General features: G+C 41.8%; 16 protein-coding genes. 12 read left to right on the top strand and 4 right to left on the bottom strand.

Going from position 1 to position 20,806, the window contains the following annotated elements:
- Position 1: 1 nt before the first annotated feature.
- Together FYJ35_RS03665 and FYJ35_RS03660 are read right to left on the bottom strand one after the other, a co-directional pair.
- On the bottom strand, positions 2–1,018 hold the full coding sequence (locus FYJ35_RS03665) for a sensor histidine kinase (RefSeq protein WP_154523275.1): 1,017 nt from the start codon (positions 1,016–1,018) through the stop codon (positions 2–4).
- Positions 1,019–1,026: 8 nt separating this feature from the next.
- On the bottom strand, positions 1,027–2,646 hold the full coding sequence (locus FYJ35_RS03660; protein ID WP_154523272.1) for a response regulator transcription factor: 1,620 nt from the start codon (positions 2,644–2,646) through the stop codon (positions 1,027–1,029).
- A gap of 216 nt (positions 2,647–2,862) precedes the next feature.
- Between FYJ35_RS03660 and FYJ35_RS03655 the strand changes: the two genes are divergently transcribed.
- The 5 genes from FYJ35_RS03655 (at position 2,863) to FYJ35_RS03635 (ending at position 10,802) form a co-directional block, all read left to right on the top strand.
- Complete coding sequence (locus FYJ35_RS03655; protein ID WP_205839694.1) at positions 2,863–3,945, top strand: galactose ABC transporter substrate-binding protein; 1,083 nt, start codon at positions 2,863–2,865, stop codon at positions 3,943–3,945.
- Positions 3,946–4,035: 90 nt separating this feature from the next.
- Complete coding sequence (locus tag FYJ35_RS03650; RefSeq protein WP_331469118.1) at positions 4,036–5,568, top strand: sugar ABC transporter ATP-binding protein; 1,533 nt, start codon at positions 4,036–4,038, stop codon at positions 5,566–5,568.
- Positions 5,568–6,590 carry a galactose/methyl galactoside ABC transporter permease MglC gene (gene mglC / locus FYJ35_RS03645; RefSeq protein ID WP_154523263.1) on the top strand — a complete coding sequence of 341 codons (1,023 nt, stop codon included), beginning with the start codon at positions 5,568–5,570 and terminating at the stop codon, positions 6,588–6,590. Before FYJ35_RS03650 ends, mglC begins: the two co-directional genes overlap by 1 nt.
- A 44-nt stretch (positions 6,591–6,634) precedes the next feature.
- Complete coding sequence (locus FYJ35_RS03640; protein WP_154523260.1) at positions 6,635–8,719, top strand: beta-glucosidase family protein; 2,085 nt, start codon at positions 6,635–6,637, stop codon at positions 8,717–8,719.
- 34 nt (positions 8,720–8,753) lie between these two features.
- Entirely contained in the window at positions 8,754–10,802 is a 2,049-nt protein-coding gene (locus FYJ35_RS03635; protein WP_154523257.1) for a beta-galactosidase, read from the top strand.
- A 180-nt stretch (positions 10,803–10,982) separates the two neighbouring features.
- On the opposite strand, the gene FYJ35_RS03630 is transcribed toward FYJ35_RS03635, so the two are convergent.
- Complete coding sequence (locus FYJ35_RS03630) at positions 10,983–11,750, bottom strand: GntR family transcriptional regulator (protein WP_154523254.1); 768 nt, start codon at positions 11,748–11,750, stop codon at positions 10,983–10,985.
- A 253-nt stretch (positions 11,751–12,003) separates the two neighbouring features.
- Between FYJ35_RS03630 and FYJ35_RS03625 the strand changes: the two genes are divergently transcribed.
- The 6 genes from FYJ35_RS03625 to FYJ35_RS03600 all read left to right on the top strand — a co-directional run bounded on the left by FYJ35_RS03625 (position 12,004) and on the right by FYJ35_RS03600 (position 18,649).
- Complete coding sequence (locus tag FYJ35_RS03625) at positions 12,004–12,957, top strand: carbohydrate kinase family protein (RefSeq protein WP_154523251.1); 954 nt, start codon at positions 12,004–12,006, stop codon at positions 12,955–12,957.
- A gap of 43 nt (positions 12,958–13,000) precedes the next feature.
- Entirely contained in the window at positions 13,001–13,852 is an 852-nt protein-coding gene (locus FYJ35_RS03620) for a class II fructose-bisphosphate aldolase (RefSeq protein WP_154523248.1), read from the top strand.
- A gap of 46 nt (positions 13,853–13,898) precedes the next feature.
- The gene (locus FYJ35_RS03615) at positions 13,899–15,008 is read left to right on the top strand and encodes a galactose ABC transporter substrate-binding protein (protein WP_235906333.1); all 1,110 of its coding nucleotides are present in this window, start codon (positions 13,899–13,901) and stop codon (positions 15,006–15,008) included.
- A gap of 95 nt (positions 15,009–15,103) precedes the next feature.
- Positions 15,104–16,627, top strand: a complete 1,524-nt coding sequence (locus FYJ35_RS03610; RefSeq protein WP_154523242.1) for a sugar ABC transporter ATP-binding protein — start codon at positions 15,104–15,106, stop codon at positions 16,625–16,627.
- A 5-nt stretch (positions 16,628–16,632) separates the two neighbouring features.
- Positions 16,633–17,640, top strand: a complete 1,008-nt coding sequence (locus tag FYJ35_RS03605; RefSeq protein ID WP_154523239.1) for an ABC transporter permease subunit — start codon at positions 16,633–16,635, stop codon at positions 17,638–17,640.
- Between the two features lie 127 nt (positions 17,641–17,767).
- Positions 17,768–18,649 carry an aldo/keto reductase gene (locus FYJ35_RS03600; RefSeq protein WP_154523236.1) on the top strand — a complete coding sequence of 294 codons (882 nt, stop codon included), beginning with the start codon at positions 17,768–17,770 and terminating at the stop codon, positions 18,647–18,649.
- Positions 18,650–18,692: 43 nt separating this feature from the next.
- Here the strand turns inward: FYJ35_RS03600 and FYJ35_RS03595 are convergent, their stop codons facing one another.
- The gene (locus tag FYJ35_RS03595; protein WP_154523233.1) at positions 18,693–19,457 is read right to left on the bottom strand and encodes a DeoR/GlpR family DNA-binding transcription regulator; all 765 of its coding nucleotides are present in this window, start codon (positions 19,455–19,457) and stop codon (positions 18,693–18,695) included.
- Positions 19,458–19,818: 361 nt separating this feature from the next.
- On the opposite strand from FYJ35_RS03595, the gene FYJ35_RS03590 reads away from it, so the two are divergent.
- The gene (locus FYJ35_RS03590; RefSeq protein WP_154523230.1) at positions 19,819–20,805 is read left to right on the top strand and encodes an autoinducer 2 ABC transporter substrate-binding protein; all 987 of its coding nucleotides are present in this window, start codon (positions 19,819–19,821) and stop codon (positions 20,803–20,805) included.
- Position 20,806: the final 1 nt, after the last annotated feature.

The following is a 20,806-nucleotide window of genomic DNA, read 5'->3' as shown; positions in this document are numbered from 1 at the left end:
ATTACGATTTTGCAGTGGAAGGCAGAACGACTTCAATTTTCGTCCCAATATCAACAATGCTGCTGATGTGAATGCCATATTGCTCGCCAAAAAGAAGTTTAATGCGCCGGCAAACATTCTTGAGTGCAATTCCGCTGTGTTTGCCTTTTGCCTCGACGATGGCACCTACAGAAACCCGTCCCAGGCTCCGATTTAATTCATCAAGGATATCCTCGGGAATACCAGAGCCATTATCGATGACATTAATATGAAGATCTTGATCGACAAGTTCTATGTGGATCGTTAAAACTCCGTTGTCCGTCTTTCCCTCAAGTCCGTGTAGGATCGAGTTCTCAATGATCGGCTGCAAAAAGAGTTTCGGGCACTGCATACCGAGGATCAACTGAGGATCATCCTCTATTTCAATGTTCATGGAAAGCTTGTCTCCGAATCGGTATTGCTGGATGATAAAATAATTGTTGACGTTATCCAATTCTTCCTGAATTGTAACGAGATTGCGAGTTTCTGTGATTGTATACCTGAAAAAGGTAGAGAGCGCCTCTGCGACGTTTGCAATAGATTCTACCCCAGCGGCAAGAGCGTCACCCCGGATAGAGTCTAGTGTATTGTAGAGAAAGTGCGGGTTGATTTGATTTTGCAGAGCAAGGAATTCTGCCTGTTTTGTGGAGAGCTGCATTGTGTTCTGACGGTCAAGAAGCATATCCAGCCGGCTGATATCGTCTTTCAGAATTGGAAACAGCCCTCCAATATGATCAATATAATCCTGATAGATTTGCCCATCGCGGAATCGCCTGCACAGCTTTATATAGTAGTGATATTCTGGAAATATGATGGTTATGTCATAAATCAGTATCCAAATTGTACAAGCAAGGAAACATAATAGGATGATTTGTACTGAAAATTTCAGATGGTCAGATGCAAAAACGGCCAATATACAGACTAGTACACTAAACATGGAGAATAGCGAAATAAGTAGAAGCATTTGCATCTTGTAAAACAGTGTTCTTTTTTCAGACATATTTTGTATTACCCGTACAACTTTCTGTAATCGTTTAAAGTCAAGTTCGTTGCTTTGTGAAAGAGTCGTGTGAAGTATTTCAGATCGGTATATCCAACAGCAGATGCAATTGTGGCGGGGGACATGTTGGTTCTGACCAGCAGATCCTTCGCTTTCTCAATCCGGACTTCCTTAACATACTCTAAGAAATTTTGACCGGTGGATTTTTTAAAAACTGTTGAAAGATATGCCGGATTGAAACCAACCTCATGGCTGACTGTCTCCAGAGTGATCGGTTCGCTATAGTGCTCCTGTATATATTTTTTTGCATCTCGGATTGGCTTGTCTTCGAGAGCTTGCTTGACCCTTGTGAACTGTTCAATGATTTTACAGGCAGACTGTATGAACAATTCTCTTAATGACTCGAGAGAATAGATACGTTCAATAGCAAGAGAAAGTTCCTCTGCAGTTGCAGAGATATCCTCTGGTGCATCAGGGAATAGCCGGATGCCGTATATTACAGTTTCACACAATGAAGACCAGGCGCTCTGAACAGCAGAGGCGTTATCTGATACATATCTGATGTAATCAAAATACTTCTCAGCGGCATTGCAAAATCCCTCAGCGTCCAGGAGCTCGATTTTAGTTGAAACTGTCTTGCGATAAGAAGGGGCTATCCCTGGGTATTTTGTATCGATTCCGCAATCCTGAGACAGAAGGAGAAAAGTACCTTCTCTATTGAATCTCCCGAAGAGCATTCTTTCGGCATCCTGATAGCCTTCAACAAGCATCCTTATACTTGTGAATGGTTTGCTGATTCCAATGACTCCATGTAGAGATGAATATATGCTCCTATAGTTGATAAAACTGTTTTTTAATTTCCCCAAAGCCTCATAAATCATTTGGGGATCTTCTGCAGAATAGCCAATAAGGGTAATGACTTCATAATTTCCAATGATGCTAATAACCTCATCACAAAGTGGTGTTAGAAGGCTTTCCAGAATCTCCAAAATCTTTGGGAGAATAAAAGACACCTGCTCCTGATTTTCTGAAGTGTTTCGGATGTCATCCGTGTAGATGTGTGTAACCAGGCACCGCAACTGTGGACTGATCAATTGGCAACCATATTTTTTGTCGAGCTGATCAGGGGACATCATAAGCGGGGATGACAGATGCTGGATCAGTACGTCAGTTAGAAAACTACTTTTTACGCGTTTCTGACTTTCTTTCAGTTGATCAATCAGACTGTCTTTCTCTGCATCCGTTTGATTCATCTTCTGATGTTTCGCCTGGATTTTGTGCAGAACTGATTCCAGATCCTTTTTTTTCAAAGGTTTTAGAAGGTAGTCTTCAACACCTAGTTGAATCCCCTTTTGAGCGTACTCAAATTCGCTGAAACCACTGATGATCACAAAATATGGATGCAAATCTGCCTCGTGTACCCGTTCAACCAGCTCAATTCCATTTAAAGAAGGCATTCGTATGTCAGTGATGACAATATCAGGCTTTTCTTTCAGGATCAGATCAAGTGCCTTCTGACCATCTTTTACCCGAGCTATGATCTGCATATCAAACGAAGACCAATCAACTAACAGTTCGATCAGCTGTATGACTTTTACTTCATCGTCGGCGATTACAACCCTAAGCATGGGATGCCTCCCTTTATTATTGCAATTTTGTCTGTCTCATTGATTTTAACACTTAATGTGAGAGGGGCAAATTGCAGAAAGCATAAAAATGGGATTCCTAAAAAATGACACCCAATTTCTATAAACAATAAGTTGCACAAAGAATACTGAAATTGATACAGTAACTTCATCGAAACAACAAACATGTATTCCTGTAAATACAAGAAGGAGGACAAAATGAAGAAAATTGTTAGCGTTGCACTGTGTGGAATGATGGCAGCTGGACTGGTTGCTGTGCCGGCGATGGCAGAAGATCTTCCTATATTGGGGGCTGGTATTTATTCTTCTACTGATAACTTTAATTCCTACATTGGAAAAGCGATTGTAAAAGCCAGTGAGGGGAAGTTCAAGGTTAATATTGATGATGGCCAGCTTGACCAGTCTACTCAGCTGAATCAGATTGATACAGCCATCGCAAAAGGAGCTAAGGCAATTGCAGTTTCAGTTGTTGATACGACGGCCGCTCCCGCGATCATCCAAAAAGTCCAGGATGCTGGAAACATTCCGGTTATCTTTTTCAATAAAGAAATTACGGATAAGAACGTTGTGAATTCTTATGACAATCTGTATCAGGTAACGTCTACTGGCGGTGATTATGGAGCAACGATTGAGGGCGAGATGATCGCAAAATACTGGAAAGCACATCCTGAAGCAGACAAGAATGGGGATGGAAAGATTCAATTTATAGATCTGATGGGGGACCCGGGACATACAGCGAGCCAGCCGAGAGCGGACTATGTCAAAAAAGCAATTGAAGATGCGGGGATCGAACTCGATGTTCTCGAAGAGGACACCGGCATGTGGGATACTGCGAAGGCCAAAGAAAAGATGGATGCATGGATTTCCAAGTACGGAGATGAAATTGAGTTCATTAATTGTGCGAATGACGCGATGGCTCTCGGAGCACTTCAGTCAATCGAAGCCGCTGGATTTAATGAAAAGGGAGCAGAAAGTGAAAAATACATTCCGGTTATTGGAATTGATGCACTCCCTGAAGCGCTCGAAAAGATCAGAAGCGGAGAAATGATGGGCTCTGTACTTCAGGATGCAAGCACTCAGGGAACACTGATTGTTGAGATTGCACAGAACCTGATCAATGGAAAAGAACCGCTCGATGGAACTGGATTCAAGTTTGATACCGATGGCTCAAAAGCAGTTCGTGTACCATACAAACCGGTCACTGTAGAGAATGTTGATGAAGCAGCTGCAACATATGAAGGCAATGCGGTGTCGACAGAAGTGGAGACCGAGGCGCAGTAAGCATATTTCGAGGACGTGTATACATTGGTGTGTGAGCATGTTATGCCACATACCAATGTACTTATAAAAATAATATGACTGAATGTCAGGATGAATAAAATAAGGACGCTTATGGGAAACAAGTATATTCTTGAGATGAAAGATATCACGAAAACATTTCCAGGCGTGAAGGCTCTGGATCATGTTACGTTGAGAGTAAGGCCAGGAACAGTTCATTCTCTGATGGGGGAGAATGGTGCCGGAAAATCAACATTGATGAATTGCCTGTTTGGTATATATTCTCTGGATGAAGGTGAGATTATATTGGACGGCCGCAAAGTCAGTTTTGAAAACCCGGCTGAGGCGCTTCGAAACCATGTCTCGATGGTGCATCAGGAATTGAATCAGGTCCTCGACAGAAGCGTTATGGAAAATATCTGGTTAGGAAGATTTCCAATGAAGGGAGTCTTTGTAGATCACCAGAAAATGTATGATGATACAAAAAAAATACTGGATGATCTGGACATTAAGGTGGATCCGAAGACTATTACAGGAGCTCTTCAGGTTGCGGACCGCCAGATGTTAGAGATTGCAAAAGCAGTTTCATACAATGCAAAAATAGTTGTAATGGACGAACCGACATCGTCACTGACTGAAGATGAGGTGGCTCATCTTTTTAAGATAATTGGAATGCTGAAGGATAAAGGAGTCAGCATTATCTATATTTCTCATAAAATGGAAGAAATCATGCAGATTTCGGATGAAGTGACCATTATGCGGGATGGCAAATGGGTAGCGACAGAATCTGTACATAATCTGGATACGGATAAAATTATTCGGCTGATGGTTGGACGTGAGCTGAAGGAGCGTTATCCGAAAAGATCAGTAAAGCCAGGGGAAACACTTCTAACAGTTTCAAAACTTTCCAGCATGACACCAAAATTCAAGAATGTGAATTTTACACTGAGAAAAGGCGAGATTCTTGGAATTGCAGGATTAGTTGGGGCGGGTAGAACTGAGATACTTGAAACACTGTTTGGAATTCGTGCCAAGAGAGATGGAAGCATCCGGCTGAATGGAAAAGAGATTGACAACGGGACGCCTGAAAAAGCGATGAAACATGGGTTCGCCATGCTTACAGAAGAAAGAAGACGTGACGGGATCTTTGCAGATCTGAGTGTGTATTTCAATATGACGATTGCCAATCTGAACCCATATATGAAGCATGGTTTTCTGAGTGACAAGAGCATACAGAAGGCGGTAAATAAAGAGATCGATAAGCTGCATGTGAAAACTCCGGGGGGGAAGGCAAAAATCGGTACGCTCTCAGGGGGAAACCAGCAGAAAGTGATTTTTGGGAAGTGGCTTCTTACAGATCCTGAGATTCTTCTTCTGGACGAACCTACAAGAGGGATTGATGTAGGAGCCAAATATGAAATCTATCAGATTATGAATGACCTGGTAGCAGAGGGAAAAAGCATCATCATGGTCAGCTCGGAGATGCCGGAACTTTTAGGCGTATGTGACAGAATTCTGGTGATGAGCAACGGACGGCAGGCTGGGATCTTCGAATCTAGTGAAGCAGATCAGGTAACGTTGATGGAAGCTTCAGCGAAATATGTTTCAGCGGGAGGAGTGGAGTAATGAAATCAAAATCTTCAATCAGTGATTTGATCCGGAAGCTATTTACCGAAAAGATTATCTATGTAGTGCTTCTGGTTCTTATAGTTGTCATTATCTGTATCGAACCTCGATTTTTGTCGGTATCAAATTTCAGTAATATACTGGCGCAGTCTTCGACACGTATCATCATTGCGCTTGGGGCAGGCATGGTACTGCTTGTAAGAGGATGCGATCTTTCAACAGGCCGGATGATTGGCCTTGCGGCAGTTATTTCTGCATCTATGCTTCAGGATGTAGGGTACGCATACCGAATGTATCCTCATCTGAAGGAGCTTCCGATTATTGTTCCACTGCTTCTTGTTATTGCGCTTTGCGCGTTGCTGGGGATGATCTCAGGTATCTGTGTTGCACAGCTAAAAGTTCCGGCAATCATTGCTACATTGGCTATGCAGTTGGTTCTGTATGGGGCATCCTCCATCTATTTTGACCGTGAGCCATATGGAGCACAGCCAATTGGCGGAATTACACCTAGGTTGACAAAACTGTGTACAGGAGGTGTAAAATTTGGGTCTTTCAGACTGCCATATCTGACGATTATTGCGATTGCAGCGATTGTGTTTGTGTGGATTCTTTGGAACAAGACAAAGTTTGGCAAGTATATCTATGCGGTGGGTGGAAATCCAGAAGCTGCACAGGTTTCAGGAGTCAATGTAAAGAAGGTGCTTATAGAAACATACTCTCTCGCAGCAGTTATGTATGCGATTGCAGCAGTCCTGGAAGTAGGCCGTATTGGAAGTGCATCTAATACAACAGGGAATGGATATGAGATGGACGCCATTGCTTCCTGTGTTGTAGGCGGAGTTTCAATGTCAGGTGGTGTTGGTTCTGTTGGCGGCATTGTTATAGGCGTTTTGATTTTTACAGTGATCAATTATGGCCTCTCTTTTATTGGGGTCAATATGTATTGGCAGTATATCGTAAAAGGATTGATTATTCTGCTTGCTGTCATTGTTGATATGAGAAAGTATGCGAAGCGGAAGTAAATCGGGACAGGAGCATACATTTTATTACGTTAGGAGATGGGGCTATGAGAGAGGCTGTTAAAAATACATGTTTAACAGAGAATTGTAGTAAGCTGGAAATTCGTGATTATGTTGAGAATAGGGTGATTCCTCAGCTGACGTTGAAGGAAAAAATAGGAGTGATGTCCGGACAAATCACGGAAGAGAAGCTGCTATATGATCTGTTTGATATTGTACATTATAACCATGATCCGTATCCTACACTGGCGATTGACCGCCTTGGAATACCGAACCTTCGGTTTGTTGACGGACCAAGAGGTGTTGTTGCTGGTTCTGCAACTTGCTTCCCTGTATCGATTGCACGTGGAGCTACATTCGACAGGGAACTTGAGGAAGAAATTGGAAAGTGCATCGGAGCTGAAGTTCGTGCCGTCGGCGGGAATTACTACGGAGGCGTGTGTATAAATCTCCTTCGTAATCCACGATGGGGAAGAGCTCAGGAAACTTATGGAGAGGATAGCTGGCATATTGGAGAGATGGGGGCTGCCCTTGTTAAAGGTGTCCAGAGCCAGAACGTTATGGCGTGTATTAAGCATTTCGCATTGAATAGCATTGAAAATGCGAGATTCACTGCAGATGTTCAGGTGGACAAGCGCACGCTTCATGAGGTGTATCTGCCTCATTTTAAAAAATGTATAGAGGCTGGAGCAGCTTCTGTTATGTGTGCATATAACAGTGTGATGGGAAAGTACTGTTCGGAAAATTCATATTTACTTCGAGACACGCTTCGTGATCGCTGGGGCTTTGAGGGCTTTACACTTTCTGATTTTTTGTGGGCACTTCACAAGGGGCGTGCTGTAGAGTCTGTCAAAGCGGGACTGAATGTAGAGATGCCTTGTATTGCATACTATGAGAACGAGATCCCCAGGGCGATTAAAGAAGGAAAGCTTACAGATAAAGATATCGATGAGGCTGTCAGCTATATCTTGAGAACAATCCTCTATTATGAAACCAGAAAGGACCCCCAGGAGTATACGACGAACGTGATCGCCAGCGATAAACATATTGCTGTTGCAAAAAAAGCAGCCAGGGAGGCTGCAGTTCTTCTGAAGAATGATTGGCAGGTTCTTCCGCTTGACCCGGAGAAGACGAAGAGAATTCTTGTATTAGGGGAATTGGGAAATGCGCAGAACATCGGCGATCATGGATCTTCAATGGTTCATCCATACTACGCGGTAAGCCCACTGGCCGGAATTATGAAAAGAATGTCAGATGCTCTGGTTCTTTATAACAAAGGAGATGATCTTGACCTAGCAAAAAAACAGGCAGCTGATGTAGATGCAGTCATTATTGTTGCTGGATATGTACACAGCGATGAGGGAGAGTTTCTTTCTTCGAAAGTTGAAACAGAAGCGACTGCCGGTGGTGACAGAAAATCCATGAGGCTTCATAAAAGAGACATTGATATCATCAACGCAGTGTCTGGAATATGCAGCAATACGATTGTTTCATTGATTGGAAGTAGCGCAATTCTCATTGATGAGTGGGAGAAACAAGTCCCTGCTATTCTGCTTCCATTCTATGGAGGAATGGAAGGCGGGACAGTGTTGGCTGAAATCCTCTTTGGGGACGTCAATCCGAGCGGAAAACTTCCGTATACAGTCGCATACCATGAGGAGGATTACCCGTATTTTGATCCTGATTGTACAAAAATTACCTACGAGTATTATCACGGATACGAAAAGATGGATAAGGAAAACAAGGAAGTGTTATATCCTTATGGATATGGAATGTCTTATACAACATTTCGTATTGGAAAGCCACAACTCGTTGTGTTTGGACAAAAGGCAAAGCTCATGATGGATGTTACAAATACTGGAAATAGAGCCGGTGCAGATGTCATCCAACTTTATGTAGGATGTGAGGAAAGCAAGGTTGATCGTCCAAAGAAGGTGCTGCGTGATTTTGAGCGGGTGGAACTTGAACCAGGGGAAACAAAGAAAGTTGAGCTATCAGTATCGAAAGAGAATATGGCTTATTTCTCTGAGAAGGATGACGATTTTGTGACGGAAGATATTGACTATATCGCCTATGTGGGCGACAGCAGTAAAGATCAAAACCTTCAGAAACTTAAATTCAGATTTAAGTAAGCGAACGGCAGCATTGTGAAAGGAACCATAAGCAATGAGAATCGGAACAGACTATTATCCTGAGCATTGGGATGAGGAACGGTGGAAAACCGACCTTGAGATGATGCATAAATGTGGAATTAAAGTTGTCCGAATTGGTGAATTTGATTGGTCTCTTTACGAACCGGAGGAAGGATTCTATCAGTTTGAATGGATGGATCATATTCTGGAAGTGTTGCAGAAATATGATATGAAAGTAGTGCTGGGGACACCTTCAGCAACACCGCCCAAGTGGATGTGTGACAAGTATGGCGACGAACTTTACCAAAAAGACAAAAGAGGAAGAGTTCGTCCATTCGGTACGAGGAAACATTATTGTTTCAATAGCGATATTTATCGAAACAAAGTGCGGGACCTTGTCACAAGGATAGCGGAGCGTTATGGTCGTCATCCGACAATTGAGGGTTGGCAGATTGATAATGAGCTGGGGTGGGCCAACACAACGAGATGCTACTGTGAAAATTGCCAGGCAAAATTTCAGAGTTACCTGAGAGACAAGTACAAGACGATTGATCAATTAAATCGAACTTATGGCAGTGTATTCTGGAGTGAAACATTCAACGATTTTTCACAGGTAATCGTTCCGTATGAAGGAGCTTGCTATGCAGCGGATCCGGAAGGAACACAAGGCCAGAACCCGTCTCTGGTTTTGGATTTTGATCGTTTTTCATCCGACTCCGTCATATCTTTTATGAATGAACAGATCGATATAATCAGAAGATACAGTGATTACCCGGTCACGACAAATATGCTTGATGCGGGGGTGAATAGCGGAACAGGAATCGATTACTTCAAACTTAGTAAGACACTCGATTTTACTGCATGGGATAATTATATAAATTTTCAGTGGGGGATTGCAGAAGACGCTGGGGTGTCCAGAGATCATGCACTTGTTCGAAGCTATAAGCACAAGCCCTTCTGGGTGATGGAACAGCAGGCAGCTGCGATAGGATGGTCAAAACTTGGTTCTGTTCCTGAACCAGGGCAGTTGCGCCTTTGGACATATTCCTCATTTGCAAATGGAGCAGATACCGTCATGTTTTTCCGATGGAGATCCTGCCTTTTCGGAACGGAGGAGTACTGGAATGGAATCCTTTCACATGATGGAAAAACAAACCGTAGATTTCAGGAAATTGGTCAGACGGGAGTTGAAATCGAACGACTTAATCAGAAACTTGGAAAACTGATGCCTGTCGTAAAGGTTGCCATCATGAAATCTTTTGATTGCGAATGGAGCCATAAGGTGCATCCGCATGTAGAGGGTTTTCAGTATGATCAACTGTTGCTGGACTATTACAGAGCCTTTTACAATTTGGGAATTCCAGTAGAGTTTGTTTCGCCGGATGATGATCTCTCTTGTTACAAGCTTGTTATTGCCCCTGCGTTGATCATGGTAAGTGATTCGCAGAAGACCAATCTGGAACAGTATATCAAGAATGGTGGTTGCCTGGTTCTTTCCTTTCGAAGTGGAATTAAAACAATGGAGAACACGATGCTCCCGCTTACGCCGCCTGGTATATTTGAAGATATGACAGGAATTAAAGTTGATGACTATGATCCACAATACAGAAAGCATACAGCAGTGGCAGGGGTATTTGGAAGCGGTGTCTCCAGCTTATGGTGTGATATCATCACCCCTCAAACAGCGAAAACATTGGGTGTATATACGGAGCAATACTATTCTGGGAAGTCATGTCTGACTGAGAATGCGTATGGAAAAGGAACAGTATATTATCTTGGTTGCGATCTGAACGAGGAAGCGATGAAACGCTTTGCGCAATATCTATGCCACAGAAACGGAATCAGAATGCTAATTGGAGCACAGGATGGAGTGGAAATCGTGCCTGTAACCGATGGTGTTCAGCAAGCAGTATTTGTACTGAATCACAATTCTCATACCATTATTGTCCCAGTGGATGGAACTTGTATGGAGCTGATAAAGGGAGAAGAAACAAGCGGTCAGATTGAACTCAAACCATACGACGTAGCGATTCTTCAGAGGAAGAGTTCAAATTCATGCAATTGGACTGATATGTGTGATTGATATATTTATTTCAATTGCCAAGGACCCATAGATAGAACTGACCTTTGGGCAGTACTATCTATGGGATCTTTTTATCTTCTTTTGTTCAGTTATAGTTTAGATGAACAGCAAATGAGCCTAGGCCCTCAATTTAAAGATTAGCTTGATAGATCACCATCGCTAAAAAGCAAAAGGGGACGTTCAATATTCTGGATGCGGTTTGGGCGTATCAAAGATTTCAAATTTATTGAGATCTCCGCGGTAGCGGGAAAATGCATAATCTAAAATAGTGCCGTCCTTGCGTCGAGAAATATTATGGAAGCAAAGCATTGGCGTTTCACTGGTCAGTTCAAGGAGTTCTTTGTCCTCATCTGTTTGAAAAGCCGCAGAAACGATGGATTGTGTTTTGCTGATTAACGTTTCTGGATGAGACATAAGCAGCTCGTACAGTGATTTGACAGTAAAGTCTTCACTAAGAACAAATGAGCAAAGGGAATATGGCATATAGTTTTGAATCAGAACCATAGGGGTGCGATCTGCCAATCTTCGACGGAACATATATATTACTTTATCAGATTGCGTTAACCCCATTTTAGCTTTCAAATTCGGATCCGGATCGATTACCTTTAACTGTATCAACTCGGTGTGCGGAACCTTATTTAACCGCTTGACTTGTTGATAAAAAGGTTCAAAAGATCGTATAAAACTTTCATTTTTTTGCTCAGGTTTCGTAACAATGGTACCATTGCTTGCCTCTCGCTTTAAATAACCTTCTGAGACTAATTCTTTGATTGCCTGCCGAACTGTTGAACGACTGATCTGAAAATGTTCGACTAACTGCATTTCTGTCGGGATATTCTCTCCAACTCTTATATTTCCAGATTGTATTTCTGACAAAATTAATTGTTTCAACTGGTAATATAGTGGAATTGGAGTCGATTTATCAAGGTGCTTTGTTAAAAGTGTCATAATGTACCAACTTTCTATATTTTTATAATAGAAAAATGTTCGTCAATGCATACATTGTACGAACAATAATACCTAACAACATCTAACCTTATCATAAGATTATAAAAATAGCAACTACTTACTGAATCTAGATAACTATTAAACATTGTGCACAAAAATATAGATTAATATTTATTAGATTAGTGATATTGACTTATATTAAACATGATGATATAGTCACAACATACGTACAAAAGGATGTAGAGACGATACTATGAAAATACTTAGCGTTGGAATGATGGTTTACGATACTGTTATTGGACCAGTGCCAAATAATATTTTATCAATTGACAGTATAGAGATAGACTCTCCGGTTCAATCGTGTGGGGGAGATGCACTGAATACCGCGATCGGAGCAGCTCGCCTGTCATGTGATGTTATGATGTGCGGCAAGGTTGGAGATGATTTGTATGGGAGATTTTTGCTTGATGAATGCAAGAAGAATGGAGTTGATATAAGCGGTGTGAAAACAGATTGTACGGCGCCTACACCATGTAGCTTTGCATTGCTTGACGGTACAGGCGAACGGCATTTTTTATCGCATAGAGAGATGTTTGAAAAATTATCCTATGATGACATATCAGAAGTATTAATCAAAGATGCAGATATTGTGTATATGGGTTCCTTATTAGCGATGAAACAGATGGATGATGGAGGAATTGAGAGACTTTTTAAAAAGGCGCATGAGTATGGCGCTGTTACGGTGATGGATGCAGCAATCAATGAGAAAGCAAATCAAAACTGGGAGGAGTGTCTTCCGGCAATATTTGAGGAGACAGATGTTTTTTTCCCGAGCTTATTGGAGGCTAGTGCGATTACTAAAAGTTCCAGCCTGCAAGAGATAGCGGCATATTTCTCAACATATCACATGAAGTTTTTAGGAGTCAAATTGGGAGGAAAAGGGTGTTTTGTTACCGACTATCGGACTGAACGTTTTATAGATTGCCCGCATATGTTTCCGGTTGTAGACACAACTGGTGCCGGAGATTCATTCATGGCGGGATTCTTATGTGCTATGACTCATGGGAATGATTTCTTTCGTTGTGCGGAGTTTGCGTCCCTGATAGGAAGCCTGAACGTGAGCAAAAGGGGCTCTGTGGGCGGCGTACCGTCATATGAGGAAGCAGTAAGACAGTTTTATATTTGGAAGAAGGGTAATAACGGATAAAATATCCGTTCAAATAATACAATCACTTATGGAGGACAATACAATGAAACTTGCACCGATGAAACCGATACTGGAACTTGCGGAAGAAAGGAATGTTGCATATGGCGCGTTCGTTACTGTCTCATATGAGATGGCGAGAGCAGCAATTGAAGCTGGGTCTGAATTAGACGTTCCGGTCATTTTTATTACCGGAACAGATTGCGTAGAACTTCTTGGCGGATATGATTCTGCTGTTGAAACTGTAAAGAGAGCGGCATTTGATTCAAAAGTTCCAGTTGCGCTTCATGCTGACCATTTTAAATCATATGATGACATTGTAAAAGCGATTAATGCAGGTTATTCATCGGTTATGTTTGATGGATCGGGATTGCCATTTGAGGAAAACATAAAAGCTACAAAACGTGTTGTCGACTTTGCCCATTGTTTCGGAGTGACAGTGGAAGGTGAGCTTGGAAGACTTGTCGGGGAGGAGGGGGATCTAAAAGTACTTGGACCTGAAGCCGCGCAGACCGATCCTGACGAGGCAGCAGAATTTGTTGAAAGAACAGGAATCGATTGTCTTGCTGTAGCAATCGGAACCCAGCATGGACATTATACGGCTGCCCCCCACCTCAATATCGATCGGCTGGCTAAAATAGAACAACTGGTCAATGTCCCGCTTGTTTTACATGGTGGCTCGGGTACTCCTATCAATCAGGTACAGGATGCCATCAGACACGGGATTCGTAAAATTAATGTTGCTACAGACGTCCTTGTCTCTGTAGCGGATTCATTCGAAACGATGAAGCGGAGAGAAGGATTTAAATATAATACTACTATGTTTATAAACTCTAAAGAATGTGCAAAAGAGTTTATTAAAACAAAGATGAGGCAGTTTAGGTTGGAGACTGTTTGATCTTTGAGCAGAAAAACAATTGATGGTTCGTAAGAAGGAGGACAAAATGAAACTTAGACAGCATCTAGCATTGTTTTTGACGGCTTTAACAGTGGTTTCTCTGGATGCAACAGTGGCGATGGCTGATTCGGAGGCAAATATGGAATCGGCTGACAATATCCCAATTAATGCAACCGTGATCTGGAGAGCTTTTGATGATCAGTTTCAAAGCGGATTTCGTATCATCATGCAGCAGCAGGCTGACTCAATGGGCGGAATTAACCTTGAGATGCAGGATGGCGAAAATAGTGTGACTACGGCTGTTAATAAGTTAGATACAGCTCTTACCAAAGGAACAGACATTCTGGCAATATGTGCACCGGATCGTGAGTCTTGTGAAACGATGGCACAGAAGGCAGATGCGGAGGGGGTGCCAGTTATCTTTTTCAATATGCAGCCTCTTGATGATACGATGAATAAATATAATGACGCTTATTATATTGGAGCAGAGGCGTCTCAATCAGGAGAGATGTGCGCACAGGCTCTGATCAATTACTGGAATGATAATAAAGATATTGCTGATAAGAATGGGGATGGGAAGTTACAGATCTGTATTCTTCAGGGAGAAACGGGGCAACAGGATGTAACGCTCAGAACGCAGGCGTACGAGGATACCCTGAAAAAGAATGGAATAGATTATGAAATTCTTGCAAGTGATACAGCAAACTGGGATCAGTCTCAAGCTTTGGACAAAATGAATACCTGGATTACCGCATATGGAATTGACGGAGTTGAAGGGGTTCTGTCAAATAACGATAGTATGGCGATGGGAGCTCTTCAGGCATGCTTGAATAATGGATACAATCAGGGAGACAAAGGTAAGTTTGTTCCAATTGTCGGTATTGATGCGAATATTGATGCACTTGAGGCAATGAAGAAGGGAGAGCTTTTAGGGACGGTTCTGAATGATAGAAAGAATCAGTCCATTGCGATCATCAATGCTATGAAGGCTATTGTTGCGGGAGAGGAGATCACAGAGGACACGATTGGGGTAGAATGCACAGTTGATGGGAAATACGTATGGGTACCATATGTAATTGTTGACAGCGATAATCTGGATGATACATTAGCACAGATTCAGAGTATTTCCAGCGATACAGAAACAGAGGCAAATTAATTCAAACCTGAACGATGTGGCTAGGGGGCGTCTGACAGATCAAAGCGTCTGCCAAGACGCCCTGACTGTATTCAGGAGAGTGAAGGGGTGATTTAATGGATGAATATCGCCTGAGAATGATAGATATTACAAAAACATTTCCGGGGGTGAAAGCCTTGGACAAGGTACAGTTGTCTGTACGGCCAGGAACAGTACATGCCCTTATCGGAGAAAATGGTGCAGGAAAGTCTACCCTAATGAAATGCCTTTATGGACTGTATCGTCAGGATTCAGGTACAATTGAAATTGACGGGAAACAAGTTGAAATAAGCAGTCCCAATGAAGCTTTGAAGCTGGGGATATCGATGATCCAGCAGGAATTGGCGCCAATTCCTTATATGAATATTGTAAATAATATCTGGGCAGGGAGGATGGAAAAGAAAGGCATTATCATTGATGATGCCCTGATGCTGAAGAAAACTCAGAAATTGCTCAGTGAACTGGAGTTTAATATATCTCCTAAAACGATAGCAGGAACTCTTTCAGTATCACAACTGCAGGCGGTTGAAATAGCGAAAGCGGTTTCTTATGATTCAAAAATCATTGTTATGGATGAGCCTACATCTTCTTTGACGGATGCCGAGACAGAGCATCTATTCAAGATTATCAAGAGATTGAAGAGCGAAGGAAGGTCAATTATCTATATTTCTCATAAGCTGGAAGAAATAATGGAAATAGCCGATGAGATAACGGTCATGCGCGACGGACACTATGTGATGAAAAGCAGTATTAGAGACATAACAATAGATGGCCTGATAAATTTGATGGTTGGCCGGAAGATGGAAGACCGATTTCCTCCAAATGAGCACATTGTAAAAGAGGAAATAAGCCTGGAGGTTCAAAACTTTACGAGTGTTAATCCGAAATCATTTCGGAATATTAATTTCAGTGTCAGAAAAGGAGAAATTCTAGGGATCGGGGGGCTTGTTGGAGCCCAGCGTACGGAGTTAGTTGAATCTATTTTTGGGTTAAGACCAATTGCGGACGGGAAATTGGTAAAATATGGGAAAGAGATACATAATGCAAATCCTAAAGAGGCGATAAAAAATGGATTTGCGATGTTAACCGAGGAACGCCGGGCCACAGGTATTATCCCAATGCTTTCTGTGTTTGATAACACAATGGCTGTTTCGTATAAAAAGCTTTGCGGTAATAAAATCGGCTTGATTGATAATAAAAGGCTTCAGAAGTATGTCGATCAGGTTGTAAGCAACCTGAATGTAAAAACTCCTAGTACCAAGACGCCTATAGAAAATCTTTCAGGGGGAAATCAGCAGAAAGTTTTGATCTGCAGATGGCTTCTTGCCAACAGCGATATTTTGATCCTGGATGAGCCGACAAGAGGGATAGATGTCGGGGCGAAGTATGAAATTTATAAAATAATGAGAAAACTGACCAGTGAGGGTAAGTCGATTATTATGGTATCGTCTGAAATGCCGGAGTTAATCGGAATATCTGACAGAATCATGGTCATGTGCGAAGGAAGACAGACCGGGATGTTGGAAGCTTCCGCCGCCACACAGGAACAGGTTATGAGTTTTGCGACAACTTCATCAAAGACATCAAGGAAATCGAGGTAACACGCATGAATTCGATTAATCGTAAAAAAAAGCTGAATGAAGTGCTGCTGGACAATGCACTGATTATTGCACTTTTTGCTATGATTATTGGCATAATAATAATTGATCCTGCATTCTTTCAGTGGAGGGTGGTGACGGATATCCTTACACAGTCAGCCGTTAAGTTGATTTGTGCGATTGGATTAATGTTTACGTTATTACTTGGTGGAACAGATTTAGCAGGTGGGCGTCAGGTAGGCCTTGCAGCGGTCGTATGCGCTTCTCTGGCACAGGATGTTACCTATTCGAATCGTTTTTGGCCTAACCTGCCTAATTTGCCAATAATTGTACCAATACTGATTACGCTTGGACTTGTGGCTTGTATAGGTCTAATTAATGGATTGATGATTACGAAGCTGCATATGGCACCATTTATTGCAACATATGGGATGGCATCTGCAGTTTATGGGATCAATCAGCTGTATTTCGCTAAAAAGCCTAATAATTCACAGCCGATAGGAGGGATAAAAAACAGCCTTACTGTGCTGAGTCGTTTTAAAATTGGGGGTCAGATTAGTATAATGGTTGTGATTGCCTTTGCAATCCTGCTATTTACGTGGTTTGTGCTGAATAAAACAACCTTTGGCAGAAACATTTATATTGTTGGGGGGAATGCTGAGGCAGCAAAGGTTTCAGGAATCAGTGTAACCAAAATAACGATTGCATGTTTTGTGATAGAAAGTATTCTGGTTGGGTTTGCCGGAATTCTGGAGGTGGCTAGAACTGGTGGAGCAAATAGTTCTTATGGAAACGCATACGAGTTCGATGCCATCACATCATGTGTCATTGGTGGAGTATCATTAAGCGGCGGTATAGGAAAAGTGTCAGGCGCTTTAATTGGTGTTATGATATTTACTTTTATCAGCTATGGCTTGAGTTTCATTGGATTGAATTCGAACTGGCAGTTGGTCATTAAGGGAGTAATTATCTGTACTTCAGTGGCTCTTGATATGAGGAAGAATGCAAAGAAATAAAGTCAATATCCAGAACAGAAAAGGTATTTGTGTGTTATAAGTTGAAGGTCACAAAAGTACCAATAGATCATCATCATTTAAGAAAGGAATATGCTGATAAAATTGAAAATCAGCATTATGGGAAAAGATGAAAAGAGTAAAGATGTCTGACAGGCTTACTTTGTCTGCGGTTGTCCAGGGGTTCTGGAGGCTGGATGGATGGAACATGGACGCAGATGAACTGGCTTATTTTATGAATTGCTGCATTGATCGGGGCGTTACGACGTTTGATACAGCTGAGATATACGGGAACACGGCTGTTGAGAAATTAATGGGAGATGCTTTTTCAAAGGATCCGTCTATAAGAAGCAGGATTGAACTGGTAACCAAGACGGGGATTTTTAATCATAATGGATTCGGATATTACAATACAACCAGTGATCGTATTATTCAGTCATGCCATGAGAGCTTAAAAAGACTGAATACGGATTATATTGACCTGTACTTGATACATAGAGAAGACCCGCTTCTTGATCCATGGGATACGGCAAAAGCTCTTAAAAAACTGAAATCAGAAGGACTTGTGGGTGAAGCGGGTGTATCGAATTTTGATCCATATAAATTTGATGGCCTGAATAAGGCAATGGACGGGATGCTTGTCACAAACCAGATTGAATGGAACCCGGTTTGCTTTGAACATTTTAACTCAGGGATGATCGATTATCTGACCTTCCATAAGATTCACCCTATGATCTGGTCGCCGCTTGCAGGCGGAAGAATCTTTAACAAAGATGATCAGTTATGTGAAAGAGCCTACCGTAAGATTGCTGAAATAGCGGACAGACATCATGAGGATCCGGCAACCATCATATATGCATGGATTATGTATCACCCGGTAGGTGCCATTCCACTTTCAGGAAGTAAAAATCCGACACGCCTTGACCTTGCAATCAGAGCGCTTGACGTGAAGCTGGAACAGTATGAATGGTTCGAGATCTACTCTGCAAGTGGTCAACAACAGATTCGGTAAGAAATAAATACGGCTGGCTCATTCTGAAGCTCAGCCGTATTTATTAATTTGCCGCCAACATGATACGCGCATCATTATCTTTGAAATACTTAAGATACTTGTCATCAATCTGGTCAGTAACTAAAATGTCAATGACAGAAGGAGTGCATAAATAGCAGAAAACTTTCTTATTAAATTTTGTATGATCTATAACTGCTATGGTTTGATCAGCTGCTCTGATCATTTCCCTTTTGACATTCACTTCTTCATAGGAGCGGTCTGATATTCCGAAATCGACATCGACTGCATCGCAGCCGAGAAAGGTTTTATTGACATGCAATGTTTTAAAAAAACTAATTGCAGCTGGACCACTCAAAGTATAGACAGAGTCAATCAATGTCCCTCCGCACATTATAGTAGTGATATTTGCCTTCCCTGCTAATTCCATTGCAATTTTAATGTCATCTGTTACAACGGTAATATGCTGTTGTGTAATGTTTTTGGCAATTTCAAGTGTTGTAGAACCTGAATCCAGAATAATGATGTCCCCATCTTCAATGATTGATGCAGCTCGCATGCCTATTGCCCTTTTGGCCTGCAGATTCTGATCTGCTTTTATTGAGTAAGGAATCTCATGAAGCGGACTTTGGGTAATTGATACGACGCCTCCGTGTGTTTTTACGACTAATCCTTGTTTTGCAAGGGATTCGATATCACGTCGGATTGTTACAGGGGAGACTTGTAACTTTCTGGATAACTCGGCTGTATTAGCTTTGTGAGCGCTGTTAACAAGGTCCAATATTTGCTTTTGCCGTTCGATTTGAAACATATCTTTGCTCCTTGCAATTTTCTGCTTCCATTCTATAACCATGTATCAATAAAAGCAATAAAAACAACAAAAACGAACAACATATAATATATATAGAACAATTCATCTATACAAAATGAATATCGCTATAAAGAACACTCAATGAACCACTAAAAATATTTCTGAAAAAGTTTGAATATAAAATAAATATAAGTTAGTTGTTCAATTATAATAAATTTTATTTCCAATTATCAAAGAAAAGTATATTGACAAAGCAATCGCATAGAATTATCATATCCATAATAAAACAAATAAACGAACACAAAAAGACTTACTTATATGAACTTATGTGTTCAATTATTAACAAAAAGGAGGACACTGTATGAGAAGAGCAATAGCGATTACAATCGCAACTGTTACCGGACTGACGATGCTTTCTGCTCCAACTGTTTTTGCTAAGGGGACTTATACGATAGCGAATACGCCGAAATGTATTGGGATCTCTTGGTGGGACAGAATGGAAGCTGGCAATCAGAAATTTGCTGACGAAACAGGTAACACGGTTTATCAGTCGGGACCCACGGGTGATGCGGATACGGCCGTTCAAATATCCAGCATAGAGGATGCAATTGCCTCTGATGTAGATGCGATAACGGTTATTCCATTTGATCCTTCTTCGTGTGAGACGACACTTGCCAAGGCACGGGATGCTGGCATTGTTGTTATTTCACATGAAGCGGAAGGAATGAAGAATGTTGACTATGATATGGAAGCTTTTGTGAATCAGGAATATGGCGCTCATATGATGGATCTGCTTGCTGAACAGATGGACGAAAAAGGAGGATATGCAATTGTTGTTGGAAGCCTTACAAGTACGTCTCATCAGCAGTGGGCAGAAGGGGCAGTCAAACAGCAGAAGGAAAAATATCCGGACATGTATCAGGTATGTGATGTGGTTGAGGGGTCCAGCCAGGAAGCTGCATATAATACAGCCAAGGAAGTCATTGCTACATACCCGGATATCGCAGGATTCATAGGATGTGATACAAACGATCCGCCAGGAATTGCGATGGCTGTTGAAGAAGCAGGAAAAGCAGGAGAAATTGCAGTGACGGGGACGTGTCTGGTTTCTCAGGCGAAAGACTATATGAATGACGGAACGATTGAAAAGTTTACATTCTGGGATCCGGCAGATGCCGGAGAGGCAATGTGTTATCTTGCAACGATGGTGCTTGATGGGAAGGAAATTAAAGATGGCATTAATCTTGGCGTTAAGGGATATGAGAATTGTAAAGTGAAAGATAACACAGTATTTGGTTCAGCTTGGGTCGATGTAACAAAAGAAAACATGGCTGATTATGACTTCTGAT

The organism is Porcincola intestinalis (assembly GCF_009696445.1).
Taxonomy (GTDB): Bacteria; Bacillota; Clostridia; order Lachnospirales; family Lachnospiraceae; genus Porcincola; species Porcincola intestinalis.
This window is presented reverse-complemented; position numbering and strand designations above follow the sequence as displayed.